The sequence below is a fragment of the Microbacterium sp. Leaf203 genome (assembly GCF_001421275.1).
In the GTDB taxonomy this organism is placed as follows: domain Bacteria; phylum Actinomycetota; class Actinomycetes; order Actinomycetales; family Microbacteriaceae; genus Microbacterium; species Microbacterium testaceum_A.
The window spans coordinates 201,212-215,809 of record NZ_LMKF01000001.1 but is presented as its reverse complement, the minus strand read 5'-3'; the positions used below and the strand labels follow the sequence as shown (position 1 = coordinate 215,809).

12 protein-coding genes and 1 pseudogene are annotated in these 14,598 nt (G+C 71.1%); 6 read left to right on the top strand and 7 right to left on the bottom strand.

Annotated elements, in window-relative coordinates:
* Window positions 1–101: 101 nt before the first annotated feature.
* The 7 genes from ASE56_RS01055 to ASE56_RS01025 form a co-directional block, all read right to left on the bottom strand.
* A complete protein-coding gene (locus tag ASE56_RS01055) occupies window positions 102–446 on the bottom strand; it encodes a LysR family transcriptional regulator (RefSeq protein WP_056224181.1) in 345 nt (114 codons plus the stop codon).
* A 157-nt stretch (window positions 447–603) separates the two neighbouring features.
* Window positions 604–2,157: a GMC family oxidoreductase gene (locus ASE56_RS01050; RefSeq protein WP_143017893.1), complete on the bottom strand. Its 1,554-nt coding sequence runs from the start codon at window positions 2,155–2,157 to the stop codon at window positions 604–606.
* A complete protein-coding gene (locus ASE56_RS01045; protein WP_056224179.1) occupies window positions 2,154–3,548 on the bottom strand; it encodes an alpha/beta fold hydrolase in 1,395 nt (464 codons plus the stop codon). Before ASE56_RS01045 ends, ASE56_RS01050 begins: the two co-directional genes overlap by 4 nt.
* Before the next feature lie 143 nt (window positions 3,549–3,691).
* On the bottom strand, window positions 3,692–4,594 hold the full coding sequence (locus tag ASE56_RS01040; RefSeq protein WP_056224178.1) for an SDR family oxidoreductase: 903 nt from the start codon (window positions 4,592–4,594) through the stop codon (window positions 3,692–3,694).
* Window positions 4,595–4,700: 106 nt separating this feature from the next.
* Window positions 4,701–5,696 (bottom strand): LacI family DNA-binding transcriptional regulator, encoded by a 996-nt coding sequence (locus tag ASE56_RS01035; RefSeq protein ID WP_200914041.1) that lies wholly within the window; start codon window positions 5,694–5,696, stop codon window positions 4,701–4,703.
* A gap of 112 nt (window positions 5,697–5,808) precedes the next feature.
* The gene (locus ASE56_RS01030) at window positions 5,809–6,963 is read right to left on the bottom strand and encodes a Gfo/Idh/MocA family protein (protein ID WP_056224176.1); all 1,155 of its coding nucleotides are present in this window, start codon (window positions 6,961–6,963) and stop codon (window positions 5,809–5,811) included.
* A complete protein-coding gene (locus ASE56_RS01025; protein WP_056224173.1) occupies window positions 6,960–7,814 on the bottom strand; it encodes a class I fructose-bisphosphate aldolase in 855 nt (284 codons plus the stop codon). The genes ASE56_RS01030 and ASE56_RS01025 overlap by 4 nt, the downstream gene beginning before the upstream one ends.
* 128 nt (window positions 7,815–7,942) lie before the next feature.
* Here ASE56_RS01025 and ASE56_RS01020 point away from each other — a divergent pair, with 128 nt between their 5' ends.
* The 6 genes and pseudogenes from ASE56_RS01020 (at window position 7,943) to ASE56_RS00995 (ending at window position 14,444) form a co-directional block, all read left to right on the top strand.
* Window positions 7,943–8,941: a DUF4432 family protein gene (locus ASE56_RS01020; protein WP_056224171.1), complete on the top strand. Its 999-nt coding sequence runs from the start codon at window positions 7,943–7,945 to the stop codon at window positions 8,939–8,941.
* Window positions 8,942–9,027: 86 nt separating this feature from the next.
* Entirely contained in the window at window positions 9,028–10,104 is a 1,077-nt protein-coding gene (locus ASE56_RS01015) for a LacI family DNA-binding transcriptional regulator (protein ID WP_056224168.1), read from the top strand.
* Complete coding sequence (locus tag ASE56_RS01010) at window positions 10,101–11,138, top strand: hypothetical protein (protein WP_056224166.1); 1,038 nt, start codon at window positions 10,101–10,103, stop codon at window positions 11,136–11,138. Before ASE56_RS01015 ends, ASE56_RS01010 begins: the two co-directional genes overlap by 4 nt.
* Window positions 11,135–12,586 (top strand): L-fuculokinase, encoded by a 1,452-nt coding sequence (locus tag ASE56_RS01005; protein ID WP_082450266.1) that lies wholly within the window; start codon window positions 11,135–11,137, stop codon window positions 12,584–12,586. The genes ASE56_RS01010 and ASE56_RS01005 overlap by 4 nt, the downstream gene beginning before the upstream one ends.
* Window positions 12,587–12,588: 2 nt before the next feature.
* A pseudogene (locus tag ASE56_RS01000) lies at window positions 12,589–13,303 on the top strand (ATP-binding cassette domain-containing protein); the annotation flags it as partial.
* A gap of 58 nt (window positions 13,304–13,361) precedes the next feature.
* Window positions 13,362–14,444 carry an ABC transporter permease gene (locus ASE56_RS00995; protein WP_056224162.1) on the top strand — a complete coding sequence of 361 codons (1,083 nt, stop codon included), beginning with the start codon at window positions 13,362–13,364 and terminating at the stop codon, window positions 14,442–14,444.
* Window positions 14,445–14,598 lie beyond the last annotated feature (154 nt).

Genomic DNA, 14,598 nt, shown 5'->3' with positions numbered 1-14,598 from the left:
GTCGCTCGATAAACGCGGATTCTGTCGAGACACGCTGTGTCGCAGAGAGTCTCGCCACTATCAGCGTTTATCGCGTGTGGGGGCGGCGGGGAACGGTGGGGTCAGCGGCCCTGGCGCTTCTTGTAGGGCTTCGGCTCGCCCTTCACGATCGGGGCGCGGCCCTTGCCCTTGTTGGCTTTCGCCTTGCCGCCGCCGGGGGCCTTCTGCCGCGGCGCGGCGGGAGGCGCATCCGCGATGCGGAGGTGGGCTTCTTCGAGCAGCAGGCGGCCGGCCGGGGTGAGCTGCGTCGGCGGGGTGCGCGAGATGAGCGGCTGCCCCACCTGATCCTCGAGCTTGTCGACGGTCGTGTACAGCGAGGCGAGGGGGATGCGCAGCTTCTCGGCCGCGCGCGGGAAGTGCAGCTCCTCAGCGAGGGCGGCGAACCGGACGAGGTGCTCGAGCTTCATGGCATCCATTCTCCCGTGTTCGACGCGCGGAGCGGACCGGGCCGCTCAGCATGCGGACACGGGTGCCGCTCCTGAGTCGTCTGGAGCGCGGACCGGGGGACCTGGACGCACGTCACCGTCCCGCCGCACCTGCGCGCGGCGGGACGGACGACGAGGGTCAGGCGGCGGTGGAGGCGAGGAAGCGGTCCGCGGTGCGTAGCGAGAGGGCCATGATCGTCAGCGCGGGGTTGGCGGCGATCGCCGAGGGGAAGACCGAGTTGTCGCAGATCCAGAGGTTCGGGATCTCGTGCGAACGGCCGTCGGCATCGACCACGCCGTCGGAGGGATCGGTCGACATGCGGCACGTGCCGATCGTGTGCGCGGTGCGGGCGAGGACCATGGTCTCGCGTGCCCCGGCGGCTTCCATGACGCGCAGCATGAACGCGGTCGCGTGCTTGTCGATCGCCTTCTCGTTGTCGCCGGCGGTGAACGTCACCCGAGCGCGCGGGATGCCGAACTCGTCGAGCTCGTCGACCAGCTCGAGGCGGTTGTCGTCGGACGGGAGGCAGTCGGCGTTGATGCCGATGCCGGCCATGAACCGCGCCTGATCGAGTCGCTGCAGGAGCTCGGGGCCCCACAGGCCGCCGCCGCGCACGAGGGTGGTCGAGAACGTCAACGGCATGACCCCGAGGCTCTGCACGAGGTATCCGCCGGCGAAGTCGGCGTCGGCCGGGCGCATCATGTCTTCGCTGATGAGCGACGAGGGGTACCCGCGGTGCCCGCGCACCGGCTCGTCGAACCGGCCCCACACCTGCGTCGCGCCGTGCGCGAGGAAGTTGCGGCCCACCTGGCCGTTGTCGTTGGCCAAGCCCGTGTGCAGCAGCAGGCGCGGCGTTTCGACACCGCCGCCGGCGAGCACGAGGGCGCGGCAGCGCTGACGACGGTCGACGCCGTCCGTGCGGTAGACGACGGCCTCGACGTGGCCGCGGGCGTCGAGCTCGATGCCGTGCACCATCGCCTCGCTGCGGATCTCGGCACCGGCTGCCACGGCCGCGGGCAGGTACGTGTTGGCGGTGGACGCCTTGGCATCCACCCGGCATCCCTGATGGCACTCGCCGCAGTTGACGCACGCCCCGCGCTCGCCGTGGTGGTCCTGCAGGCGGGCGCGGGTGAGAACGGCGGCCGGTGCGTCGGCCCAGCGCACGCCGAGTGCGTCGCAGCCCTTGGCCACGAGGTTCGCGGGAGCATTGCGCTTCGCCGGCGCGTAGGCGTAGGTACGGCTGGGATCCCACGGATAGGGGGACGGACCCGAGACGCCGATGTCGCCCTCGACGCGCTCGACGTACGACAGCAACTCGTCAGGATCGATCGGCCAGTCGCGGCCGACGCCCGATTCGGTCTTCAGCGCGAGGTCGCGTCGATCGGGGCGCGGGGTGAACGCCCCCCAGTGCAGCATCGAGCCGCCGACGCCGCGCCCGCTGTTGTTCGGGCCGAACGCGGTCGGGTCGTCACCGCCGCTGAGGCGCTCCGACATCCAGTTGATTTCGACGGCCTCGGTCTCATCGGGCGTGAGGTCGTCGAGCGAGAAGTGCCGCCCGGCCTCGAGAGCGACCACCGTGAGACCCTTCCGCGCGAGTTCGGCGGTCAGGGGTGCGCCGCCGGCGCCGGTTCCGATCACCACCACGTCGACGATCTCGTCGTCGGTGAAGGTGCGCATCGCTTCGAGGTTCATGCCGCGTCTCCCGTCGCGATCGTGCCGCCGACGTTCGCCGGCTCCCAGTCTTCGCGGCGCCCCAGGCGCAACTCGACGAATCCGCGGATGGGGCGGCCGCCGGTGGCGAACCCGTCGTAGCCGACGCGCGCCATGCTCGCGGGGTGGGCGAGCCACTGACGGACGAGGTCGTTGCGCACGTCCTCGAGCCACGCCTTCAGCTGGGCGGCGTCGAAGGGGCCCTCGGCATCCGCCTCTCCCTCGACGGCGGCGCGGAAGGTCTCGGCACGCTCCACCGGGTCGGTGGGCCACGTGGCGGCCATCTGATCGAGACCGGTGCGATACGCCTCGGCGTCGATGGGCAGGTCGGCGTGACGCCAACCGTCACCCTCGCCGCGCGCGAGCTGAGCGTCGACGCGTCCGGCGATGTCGATCGCCGGTCCGTCCTGGGGGACCACGAGGTCGGCGATCTCGCGGAGCAGCGTCAGCTGCGCCAGGTCCAGCACCGCGGGGGCGTAGCCGCGGTCGTCGGGCAGGGATCGTCGAGCCAGGATGCCGCGCACCCGGGCATCGACACGATCGCCGGCGATCAGCCGGGCCCAGTCGTCCGGCACCACCGGACCGACCCGCACCTCGTCGGCGATGAAGCGGGAGATCGCCGCAGCGGCCTCGGCGGGACGTTCGAGGGGGATCATGTGCCCGGTGTCGGGGAAGGTCGTGAAACGCGCGCGGGGGTAGACCGAGGTGAGCAGCTCCGGCTGGGCGGCGGCCCCGAGGTCCGCGTCGTCGGTCCCGGCGAGCACGAGCACGGGGATATCGAGGGTCTGCACCTCGGCGGTGGCGTCGACGCGACTTCCCGTCTCGAGCCAGGCGCGCCACGCGGTAGGCGACGTGCGACGAAGGTCCGCGAGGGCGAGGGAATGCGCCCCGGCATCGAGGGGCTCCGCGGTGTTCTGATCGATGAAGGTCTCGGCATCCTGCTCCGAGATCGCCCCGCCGTCGACCCACGAGAGCATCCGCTCACGGCGCTCCTCGTCCATGGGTTCGGGACGCGGCGGCGAGGGAGCCATGAGCACCATGCCGCGGAGTCCGAACAGCGGAGCGTCTCCGCGCAGGACGCGCGCGGCCACGAGCGCGGCGATCTTGCCGCCCATGCTGTGGCCGCCGAGCATCCACGGACCGTTCGCGTGGCCGGCGAGGTGGCGGAGGACGTGCTCGACGGTCTCGTCGAGGGTGGCGTCGGGGGCGCTCGCGGCGGAGCCGAACCCGGGGAGGTCGATGCCCTGCACCCGCACGTCGTCATCGAGCTTCTCAGCGAGGCGGTCGAAGGAGCCGGAGCTCGCTCCCAGCGCGTGGAGGAGGTACAGGGTGAGGGGCGCCCCGCTGGCCGCGGAGGCGTTGTCGGTGGGCATGCACTCACGCTCGCGTACGGAAGGCCCCGGAACGGGTCGGTTGCGGAACGGGACGTTTTGCGCAAGCGTGCGCTGTGGCCCGTCCCTGGGACGACGATCGCCCCGGCCGTGCGCGACGGACCGGGGCGATGCGCGTGGTCGGCTTACGGAGTGACCATGCCGCCGTTGACGTTGAGGGTCTCTCCCGAGACGTAGCTCGACTCCGCGGAGGCGAGGAAGACGAAGGCCGGCGCGATCTCGGCCGGCTGGCCCGCCCGCTGGTAGGTGCTCTCGTCGTCGAAGTGCTCCATCTGGTCGTCGGAGACGCCCTGACTCACCTGCAGCGCCGACCAGGTGGGTCCCGGTGCGACGACGTTGACCCGGATGCCGCGTGACGCGAGCTGCTGCGCCAGGCCCTTCGAGAGGTTGTTGATCGCGGCCTTGGTCGCGGCGTAATCGAGGCGGTCGGGCGCCGGCACGTACGCCTCGAGGGACGCGGTGTTGATGATCGTGCCACCTTCCGGCAGATGGGCGAGGGCCGCCTTGGTGATCCAGAACGGCGCGAACACGTTGGTGCGGAACGTCTGCTCGAACTGTTCGTCCGAGAGGTCGTCGACCTTCTCGACCATCACCTGCTTGCCGGCGTTGTTCACGACGATGTCGAGGCCGTCGAGCGCCTCGGCGGCGCGGGCGACGAGCTCGCGGCACGCGCCGGGATCGGTGATGTCGGTCGCGATCGAGACGCCGGTACGGCCGGCATCCCGGATCTGCTCGAGGATGTGGTCGGCATCGCGCTGCTCGTCGGGCAGGTGCACGATGGCGACGTCGGCACCCTCGCGCGCGAAGGCGATCGCCACGGCCCCGCCGATCCCGGAGTCGCCCCCGGTGATGAGCGCCTTGCGGCCGACCAGGCGGCCGAGCCCGCGGTAGGTCTTCTCACCCAGATCGGGCACCGGACTCATATCGGCTTGAACGCCGGGCTCGGGCTGGTGCTGCAGGGGCGGCTCGACGCGGGCGTAACGGGTGACGGGATTGTCGAAGGTGAACTGATCGCGATCGGAGGTCATGCCTCGACGGTAAGCAGGGGCCGCCGCGCGGGGCGCGGCCTTGACGGGAGCGGGGCAGCCACGCTCGGACCGCGGGAGCCGGCGCGGAGACGGGAGTGTTCGATGGTCAGGACACTCCGCCCCGGTCGACGAGGCGCGTCGGAACGAGGTGCGTGTGGGAGCCGGTCGCGGGGTCGGCGCCCCTCGCCAGCAGCGTCTCGGCCGCGCGCGTGCCGAGCTCGGTGACGTCGTAGTCGACGATGCGGATGCGACGAGGCAGGAGCCGCGAGAGCTCGAAGTCGTCGAAGCCCGCGATCGCGATCTCTGTTCCGCGGGGCAGGATCGCCTCCAGGGCACCGATCGTGACGCGGTTGTTGGCGCAGAAGACCGCCGTCGGCGGGTCGGCGGAGTCGAGCAGCCGATGCACGGCATCGCGCGCGACGGCGGGGGTGTGGAGTCCGTCCACGACCAGCGCGGGATCGAGGGACGTTCCGGCCGCGGCGAACGCCTCACGTGCTCCGGCGAGGCGCTCGACCATGGTGAAGATCTCGGGGGAGTCGAGCAGCACGGCGATACGACGGTGTCCGGCCGCGAGGAGCTCAGCGACGGCGTCGCGAGCGCCTCCCCGGTTGTCGAGAAGGATGGCATCGGCCGGTACCCCGCTGCCGGGGCGGTCGAGGAAGACGACGGGCGTCCCGAGCTCGACCTCGCGGGACAGGTAGGAGTGATCGGTGGCGGTGGGGACGACGATGAGGCCGCCGATCTGGCGCTGGCAGAGATCGAGGGCGAGGGTGCGTTCCAGGTCGGCATCCTCTTCGCTGGATGCCATGACCAGGTGCATGCGCTCTCGCGTGGCGATCGTCGAGACGGCGGCGGCGACGGCCATGTAGAAGGTGTTCGAGAGGTCGGCGGCGACGAAGCCGATCGTGTCGCGGTTGCCCGAGCGCAGGCTCGCGGCGAGGGAGTTGCGGTGGTACCCGAGCCGCGCGACCGCGGCGCGCACTCGCTCGATCATGGCCGGGTCGACGCCCGACTCCCCGTTCACGACCCGGGAGACGGTCTTCAGGCTGACTCCGGCGTCGGCGGCGACGTCGATCATCGTGGGCCGACCGGTCTTGCGCATGCGTCTCCTCGTGCTGCCGTGAAGCGACGGCATCCTCCGAGCATAGGGAGTGCGCCCGCCTCGAACCGGCGACGCGGGGCCCGGTGGCGCGTCCGGGCCCCGCATCGCGCGATCAGGCCTCGGGGGAGACCAGCGCGCCCGTCTCGTGCGAGGCGATCGCGGCGGCGAACAGGCGGTGCGTGAGCGCCGCCTCTTCGGGGCGCACGCAGCCGAATCCGTCTGCCAGCTCGCCCAGGTATTCGGCGAGGAAGGCCGCCCACATCTGCAGGATGGCGTCGGAGAAGCCCGACTCGAAGTTGGGGCCGGTCACCGTCGGCCAGACGGACTGGCTCCCGGCATCCACGCTCTGCCAGCTCTGCTCGCGGCCGACACCGGGCACGTCGACGAAGGCGAACACCTCGACCTGCTTGGGGTTCTTGGTGCTGAAGCGCACGCCGCCCGACATGCCGATGGCCTCGAACTCCCACGTGTTCTTCTGCCCCGGCGCGATGCGCTTGGTCTCGGTCGTGAGGGGGAAGGGGGCGCCGTCGTGGCGCGACCACGAGTGGATCACGGCGTTGTCCCACGTGTCGCACGGCTGCGGCGACCCGTCGGGACCGGGGCGCTCGGTGACGATGTCCTGCAGGATGCCGACGACCTTCTCGGGCGCCCACCCCAGCCGCAGCGGCACGTGCCACGTGTGCATGCCGAGGTCGTTGAGCACTCCCGCATCGCCGCAGAACTGCTTCTGCCGCTTCCAGTTGAGGGGCTTGTTCACGTCGATGTCGCTGGAGTGCAGGAAGGTGCATTTCGCCTCGACGATGCGGCCGAGACCGCCCGCGCGTACGTAGTCGACCGCCCACTGAGCACCGGGGAAGAACGGCATCTCGCTCGAGACGCGCACGAACGACTGAGGGTTCTCCTCGATCGCGGCCACGACCGCGTCGGCGGCGGCGCGGTCGATGCCGAACGGCTTCTCGGCCAGCAGTGCCTTGCCCGCGCGCACGGTGTCGACGTAGAGACGCTCGTGCAGGTCGTGGCGGACCGCGATGTAGACGACGTCGACGCGGGGGTCGGCGAGCAGCTCGTGGTGGTCGGTCGTGGTCAGCTGCACCGTGTCGATGCGCTCGAAGAACTCCAGCGCCGCGGGGTTGATGTCGCAGACGGCGACGAGCTCGGGCTCGGCCGGGTGGTCGATGAGGGCGGGCCAGCGTCGCAGCGCCGCCGCGATCTCGCGGCCCATGAGGCCGCCGCCGATGATGCCGACGCCGATCTTCTTGCCGGTCATGCGCGGTCTCCTTCCGCGGGGGCGCCGATGAGGGCGAGAGCCTCGTCGACGGAGGCGTCGTCGTGCACGACGGCCATGAGGGCGGCCGTGATGCCGGCGGGGTCGTGGTGCTGGATGACGTTGCGTCCGTAGACGATGCCGCGCGCGCCCTGCTCGAGGACGGCCTGGGTACGCTCGAGCAGCGTGCGGTCGTCGACGCGCCCGCCGCCGCGGACCAGCAGCGGGGTGTCGCCGGCGGCCTGGATGACCCGGTGGTACTCGGTGATGTCGTCGGTGGGATCGGCCTTGATGAGGTCGGCGCCGAGCTCGCGCGCCTGGCGGACGAGCGTGATCACCTTGGCGGTGTCGCCGTCGACCCCGTATCCGCCCGAGCCGGGCTTGGTCTGCATGACGAGGGGCTCGATCATGAGCGGCATCCCGTACTTCTCGGCGTCTGTGCGGAGGGCCAGGATCGAGCGGATGCACTGCTCGCGCACCTGCGGCTCGCCGGGGAGGTCGAGGAGGTTGACGCACACGGCCACGGCGTCGAGACGCACGGCGACCTCGATGGCATCCGGAACGTGGATGCTGTGCAGCGGGGTTTCGAGGGGATCGCCGTAGACGTTGGCGATGTCGGTGCGCAGCACGAGTCCGGGCTTCTGCTTGCCGGGGAACGCCTGCAGCAGCGGGGCCTGGCCGAGGGTGAGCTGCACGGCGTCGGGGCCGGCGTCGACGAGCGTCGCGACGGTCTTCGCCATGTCTTCGATGCCGGTGAGGAAGGTGTACTCGTGGAACGCGCCGTGGTCGACGGCGACGTCGAACGCGCGACCGGATCGAGCGTTGAAGAGGCGATTGAGGCGGGGTTTCGACATGGGGTGTGGGTCTCCGAAGCGTCGTATCGGGGCGCGGCTCTGCGCTCGACGGTCAGTATGCGGTTCGCAAGACAACGTTGTCAAACATTGGTAGCGTGAGCGTCGCAACGGCGAGGAAGGCGGGGCTCATGAGCGAGCTGTACGGACGATCGATCGACGAGGCGCTGCGGCGCTCGGGCTCCGCGGCGCAGGTCGCCGCGGTCGAGGCATCGGTGCGCAGCGATGGACCGGATGCCGGAACCCGGCGACTCCGCGTGATCGCGGGCGACCTCGACATCGAGTTGCTGCCCGACCGCGGACTCGACCTCGGGCAGGTGCGGCACCGCGGCGTGCCCCTGGCCTGGGTGTCGCCGACGGGATGGCCGCGCCCCGGCGCCGCGGGGTTCGGGGCGTCGTTCGGCGGGGGACTCGTGACCACCTGCGGCCTGCTGTCGTTCGGCCCGCCGTCGGTCGACGCCGAGGGGGAGCATCCCCAGCACGGGCGGTTCAGCGGGCTGTCGGCATCCGTCACCCGGGCGGAGGCGCGGGCGGATGCCGTGGTGGTCGAGGCCACCGTCGTCGAGGCGACGGTGCTCGGCGCCCACGTGGAGCTGCGACGGCGCCTGCGCGTGCCGCTGGGCGCGGGGCGGATCGAGCTGCGCGACGAGATCGTCAATCGCGGGTCGCGGGTGGTGGAGCCGATGGTGCTCTACCACGTCAACCTCGGCTGGCCGCTGGTCGACGCGGGCACCGTGCTGCGCTCGCCCGCGGACCGCGTCGAACCCCGCGACGCGGCGGCCGAGGCGGGGCTCGACGGGTGGGCGGAGTTCCCCGAACAGGTCGCGGACTACCCCGAACAGGTGTTCCGCCACGAGCTGCCGAGCGATCGACGGGTGAGTGCCGAGGTGATCGCGGCGTCGGGGCTCGGCATCCGGATCTCGTTCGACACCACGGTGCTGCCGGCGATGTTCCAGTGGCGCGTGGCACAGGACGACGGTCTCGTGCTGGGCGTCGAGCCGGCGACGGCGCCGACGATCCGCGGCCGTGCCGCCGCGCGGGAAGCGGGGCTGCTGCGCGCGCTCGCCCCCGGTGCGTCGTGGGAGCTCGGTCTCGACATCGATGTCATCCGTAATCGATCTGAGACTTGACAACGTTGTCCGGCTGACCGCAGGATGACTCCATCGGAGCCCGCCCGAGGGATCCGATCCGAAATGACAACGATGTCGAGGATGCGATGACGCACGATGAACGGGTGGCCGCCGCCGCGGTCGCCGAGGCCGCGCCGGCCCGCCCGCGCGCTCGCCTCATCGACGTCGCGATGGCTGCGGGCGTGAGCCCCAAGACCGTGTCCCGGGTCATCAACGACGAGACGGGGGTGCTCCCCGTCACCCGCGACAAGGTCATGCAGACCGTGCGCGACCTCGGCTTCGTGCCCGACCGCAGCGCCCGGGAGCTCAAGCGTCGCGAGGCCGACACGATCGGCATCCTGATCGACGCGATCAGCGACCCCTTCTTCGCCGCCTTCGTCAGCGTGGTCGAGGAGCTCGCGATCGCCGAGGGCCTGAGTGTGATCTTCGCCAGCACCGGCTACGACGCCGCGCGCGAGACGGCCCAGCTCGACCGCCTGACCGGACGCCGCCTCGCCGGTCTCGTGGTCGCCCCCGTCGCCGTACCTGCCGCGGTCCTCGCGGGGCTCCGCAACAGGTGCCCCGTGGTGACAGTCGACCGCGTGCGCTCGGGGATCGACGCGGTCGTCATCGACGATTTCGGGGCGGCGGCCGAAGCGACGGCCGCCCTCCTGTCGCACGGCCACCGCCGGATCGCCTTCATGGGCGAGGACGTTCCCTACCCCACCGTCAGCGATCGCCTGGCCGGATACCGCGCGGCGCTCGAAGCGGCCGGCGTGGCCTTCGACCCCTCACTCGTGATCTCGCACGAGCGCTTCCGCGCGGGGGAGGCGGCCGAAGCCTCGCCCCTGCTCGAACGCGTGGACGCCCCCACCGCCCTGCTGTGCGCGACGAGCCTCGCGGCCATCGCGACCGTGCGCGCGATCCGCGCGCGGGGGCTCCGGATGCCCGCGCTCATCTCGTTCGGGGACTTCACCCTCGCCGAGGTGCTCGAACCCGGGATCTCCTATGTCGATCACGATCCCCGTCTGCTCGGCGCGGCGGCCTTCCACCGCCTCCGGCACCTGGCCCAGCACCCGGACGACGCTCCGAGCCGAACGGTCGTGCCCACGCGTCTCGTGCCCCGCGGCTCGGGCGAGATCGCCCCCGCCCTTCCCCTCGACCCGATCGGAGCGACGCGATGAAGCCCGTCCTGCTGCCCCCCAATCCCGTGCAGCACTTCTACCGCGGAGGCGACCGCATCGCCGCCCTCCGCGGCATCGTGCCCGAGACCGACCGTCAGCCCGAGGAGTGGCTCGGCTCGACCGTCTCGCGCTTCGGCTCCGACGAGATCGGTCTCGCCGTCACCGACAGCGGGGGGTTCCTGCGCGACCTCGTGACCGCGGATCGCGCCGCGTGGGTGGGAGCGCGCAGCGGACGGGATGCCGCCGACCTCGGCATCCTGGTCAAGCTCCTCGACGCCCGGCAGCGCCTCCCCGTCCACGTGCACCCCGACCGCGGGTTCGCGAGCGCCCACCTCGACTGCCCGTACGGCAAGACCGAGGCCTGGTACGTGCTCGAGACCGAGGACGACTGCGCCGTCCACGTCGGCTGGAACGAGAGCGTCGACCGCGACGAACTCGACCGCCGCCGCGACGCGCAGGACAGCGAGTGGATGCTCGCCCACATGAACCGCGTCGTCGTGCGCCCGGGCATGGGGGTGCTCGTGCCCGCCGGCACCGTGCACGCGATCGACGGCGGCATCTTCGTCGCCGAGGTGCAGGAACCCACCGACTTCTCGATCCTGCTGGAGTGGTCGGTCACGACCTCGACGCGCGAGGAGTCGCACCTCGACCTGGGCTTCGATGCCGTCATGCCCGCGGTGTCGACCGAGAAGCTCGACGCCGCGGCCCTCGACGCCCTGGTCAGTACCTCCGGCACGATCCCGGCCGGACCCGCTTTCCGCTCCCTGTTGCCGGATGCCGCGGACCCCTACTTCCGCCTCTTCGACGCCGCGGGAGACACGGTGGCGCACGCGGCCGGCTTCTCGGTCGTCCTGGTGCGCGAGGGTGCGGGCGCCCTGGTGTCGGATGCCGGCCGGGTCGACGTCGAGCGCGGACAGGTCTACGCCGTGCCGCACGCCTTCGGTGCCTGGCGCCTCACGGGCGGAGCCGAGATCCTCGTCGCCGCCCCCGGCGCCGGCTGGCCCGGAACCCTCCGCGGCGGTGACGTGCGATGAGCGATTACGTCGTCGGCGTCGACATGGGCTCGACGAGCACCAAGCTGCTCGTCGCCACCCCCGAGGGACGCCAGGTACTCGTCGTGAGCCGCCGGTCGCCGTGGACCAACCTCGACCACGGTCAGGCCGAGATGACCGCTTCGGAGGCCGTCGCCGTCGTGCGCGACCTCGCCGCCGAGGCCGATGCGCGCCTCGACGAGGGCTACCGCATCGTCGCGCTCGGGGTCTCGGGCATGGCGGAAGCGGGCGTCCTGCTCGACGAGCGAGGCGCGGCCCTCGCGCCGATCATGGCCTGGTTCGACCCCCGCGGTGCGGCGCAGATCATGTCGACCCCCGATTCCTTCCGCGCCGAGTTCCCCGGCCGCACCGGATTGCCGGTCGGACCCCTGGCATCCATCGCCAAGCTGCTGCACCTGCGCGACGAGGGCATCGCCCTCGCGGGAACCACGTTCCTCAACGTCCCCGAATTCGTCGTGCATGCGCTCGGCGGCCCTCGTGTCGCGGAGTACTCGCTCGTCTCGCGCACCGGCCTCATCGACCAGGACGACAGCACCCCCTGGCAGGCCGCCCTCGACGTGCTCGGCGTCGACGAGTCGATCCTCGGCACCCTCGTCAGCGCGGGGGAGCCGGTCGGCACCCTCACCGACCCCGACATGCCCGCGGGTTTCCGCGGCGCGGCCCTCACCGTCGCCGGCCACGACCACCTCGTCTCGGCGGTCGCCGTCGGCGCCACGCACACCGGTCAGCTCTACGACTCGATGGGCACCGCAGAGGCGCTCGTGCGGGTGCTCGACGACACCCTTCCCTTCGATGCGCGCGAGCGTCTCGCCCACGCCGGCATCAACTGCGTGCGCCACGTCATCCCCGGCAAGTACGTCCTGCTGGCGGGCACGAAGTCGGGCCTGCTCATGCGGCGCGTGCTGCAGCTGCTCGGCATCACGGATGCCGTGGGGCGGGCCCGCATCGACGACGAGGCTCTCGCTCTTCCCGTCGACGGGACCCTCGCCGACGGAGGCCTGGAGGTCTCGGGCGCGCGCAACGACGACGGCGTGCTGAACATCGTCGCGCAGAGCGACGGACTCAGCCCCGCCGAGCTGTTCGCGGCGAGCCTTCGCCACGGCAACGACATGCTCGCCGAGTGCATGTCTGCGATGGACCGCGAAGTGACCCCTCCCACCTCGACGGTGCTCACCGGGGGCTGGTCGACCATGGCGTCCGTCGTGCGTTCGCGCTCCGCGCTGCTGCCCGAGGTCACCGTCTCGACCCACGACGAGGGCACGGCCTACGGCGCCGCGCTCTTCGCCGCCTTCGCCGCGCGGTCGGTCGAGGGCACGGCATCCGGAACCTTTGCGGACGTCGCGGACACCTTCCTCTCGTCATCGCTCGACCCGGCGGAGCGCCGTTCCGCCGTGCTCGCCCCTCTCACCCCCACCCCTGAAAGGAGCTGACGATGTCGTCAGTCAGCACGACCGTCCCGGTGCTGCAGGCCCGCGGCCTGTCACGTCAGTTCGGATCCGTCCGCGCCCTCAACAACGTCGACTTCGAGGTCTACCCCGGAGAAGTGACGGCCCTGATCGGCGACAACGGCGCCGGCAAGTCGACGCTCGTCAAAGCCCTCTCGGGCAACCTCGCGGTCGACAAGGGCGAGATCCTCTTCGACGGCACGCCCATCGAGATGTCGAACCCGCAGGTGGCGTCGTCGCTCGGGATCGAGACGGTCTACCAGGACCTCGCCCTGGCGCCCCACCTCGACCCGGTGCAGAACATGTACCTGGGCCGCGAGATCCGGCGCCCCGGCCTCGCCGGCGCGCTGGGTTTCATGAAGACCAAGGACATGGCCGTCGCCTCGCGGGCCGCGTTCGACGAACTCGGTGCGACGGTGCGATCGCTGTCGTCGCCGGTGGGCGAGATGTCGGGCGGTCAGCGCCAGGCCATCGCGATCGCCCGGGCCGTGCACTGGGCCGGTCGCCTCGTCTTCCTCGACGAGCCCACCGCCGCCCTCGGCGTGCGCCAGACGAAGAACGTGCTCGAGACGATCCGCCGCGTGCGCGACAAGGGCATCGCCGTCGTGCTGATCTCGCACTCCATGCCGCACGTGATGGAGGTCTGCGACCGCATCCAGGTGCTGCGCCTGGGCACCCGCGTCGCCAACGTCGACGCGAAGANCTCCATGGAAGAGCTCGTCGGACTCATGACCGGCGCCGTCACGAAGGACGACCAGAAGTGAGCACCACGACCCCTCCCACCGAGACCGTCGCCATCGGCACCTTCGACGACTCGCGGCCCAACTTCTTCAAGGGACTGCTGAAGGCGCAGGCCTTCCAGATCCTCATCATCCTCATCGTCATCGTGCTGATCTTCAGCGCGTTGGCTCCCGACTCGTTCGCGCAGTGGTCGAACTTCCGCCTGATCATCCAGAACGCCTCGATCCTCGCCGTCCTCGGCGTCGGCATGACGTACATCATCATCACCTCGGGCATCGACCTCTCCATCGGATCGGTGCTGGTGTTCTCGGGCGTCGTGTCGGCGCTGACGATGCGGGCCCTCGGCGGCGAAGGCTGGGGAGTGGCGACCATCGGCATCCTGGTCTCGATCCTCAGCGGCGTGTGCTGGGGCCTTTTCAACGGCTTCCTCATCGCGAAGGCGAAGATCCCGCCGCTCATCGTCACCCTCGGCTCGCTGGGCATGGCCCTGGGTCTCGCGCAGATCCTCACCGGTGGCGTCGACATCCGCGACGTGCCCACCGTGCTGACCGTCTCGATCGGCTACGGCAACGTGTTCGGGTCGCTGCCGATCATCAGCGTGATCGCGCTCGTCGTGGTCGTCATCGGCGCGATCGTGCTGCACTTCACCAAGTTCGGCCTGTACACCTACGCCGTCGGCTCGAGCGAGCTCGCCGCCCGCCGCGTCGGCGTCAAGGTCGACCGCCACCTCATCTCGGTCTACACGCTGTCGGGAGCGCTCGCCGGCCTCGCCGGCATCCTGGCCCTCTCGCAGTTCTCGACCACCGCGATCGCGGGACAGTCGCAGACCAACCTGAACGTGATCGCGGCCGTCGTCATCGGTGGCACCTCGCTCTTCGGCGGGGTCGGCACGATCTTCGGAACCGTGGTCGGCCTCTTCATCCCGGCCGTCCTGCAGAACGGCTTCGTCATCACCGGCGTGCAGCCCTTCTGGCAGCAGGTCGCGGTGGGCGCGGTGCTGATCACCGCCGTCTACGTCGACCAGGTGCGCCGCACCGCCGCGACCCGCGGCACCACCCAGAGCCTCTGGCGGAAGTTCGTCAGCGGAGGACGCCGCGGCTGAGGCCCGGCATCCGACACCCACCAAGAGAGAACAGGCAATCACAATGCAGTGGAACAAGAAGGTTCTCGCGTTCGCCACCCTCGGCGCCGCAGCCACCCTCGTCCTCGCCGGGTGCTCCGGCGGCTCCTCGTCCGGCGGCGCGTCGGGCGGGTCG

What these genes read in the sequence shown, in the direction of transcription:
- ASE56_RS01055 (WP_056224181.1), bottom strand. Translation starts at nt 446, where the DNA reads ATGAAGCTCGAGCACCTCGTCCGGTTCGCCGCCCTCGCTGAGGAGCTG.
- ASE56_RS01050 (WP_143017893.1), bottom strand. Translation starts at nt 2,157, where the DNA reads ATGAACCTCGAAGCGATGCGCACCTTCACCGACGACGAGATCGTCGAC.
- ASE56_RS01045 (WP_056224179.1), bottom strand. Translation starts at nt 3,548, where the DNA reads ATGCCCACCGACAACGCCTCCGCGGCCAGCGGGGCGCCCCTCACCCTG.
- ASE56_RS01040 (WP_056224178.1), bottom strand. Translation starts at nt 4,594, where the DNA reads ATGACCTCCGATCGCGATCAGTTCACCTTCGACAATCCCGTCACCCGT.
- ASE56_RS01035 (WP_200914041.1), bottom strand. Translation starts at nt 5,696, where the DNA reads ATGCGCAAGACCGGTCGGCCCACGATGATCGACGTCGCCGCCGACGCC.
- ASE56_RS01030 (WP_056224176.1), bottom strand. Translation starts at nt 6,963, where the DNA reads ATGACCGGCAAGAAGATCGGCGTCGGCATCATCGGCGGCGGCCTCATG.
- ASE56_RS01025 (WP_056224173.1), bottom strand. Translation starts at nt 7,814, where the DNA reads ATGTCGAAACCCCGCCTCAATCGCCTCTTCAACGCTCGATCCGGTCGC.
- ASE56_RS01020 (WP_056224171.1), top strand. Translation starts at nt 7,943, where the DNA reads ATGAGCGAGCTGTACGGACGATCGATCGACGAGGCGCTGCGGCGCTCG.
- ASE56_RS01015 (WP_056224168.1), top strand. Translation starts at nt 9,028, where the DNA reads ATGACGCACGATGAACGGGTGGCCGCCGCCGCGGTCGCCGAGGCCGCG.
- ASE56_RS01010 (WP_056224166.1), top strand. Translation starts at nt 10,101, where the DNA reads ATGAAGCCCGTCCTGCTGCCCCCCAATCCCGTGCAGCACTTCTACCGC.
- ASE56_RS01005 (WP_082450266.1), top strand. Translation starts at nt 11,135, where the DNA reads ATGAGCGATTACGTCGTCGGCGTCGACATGGGCTCGACGAGCACCAAG.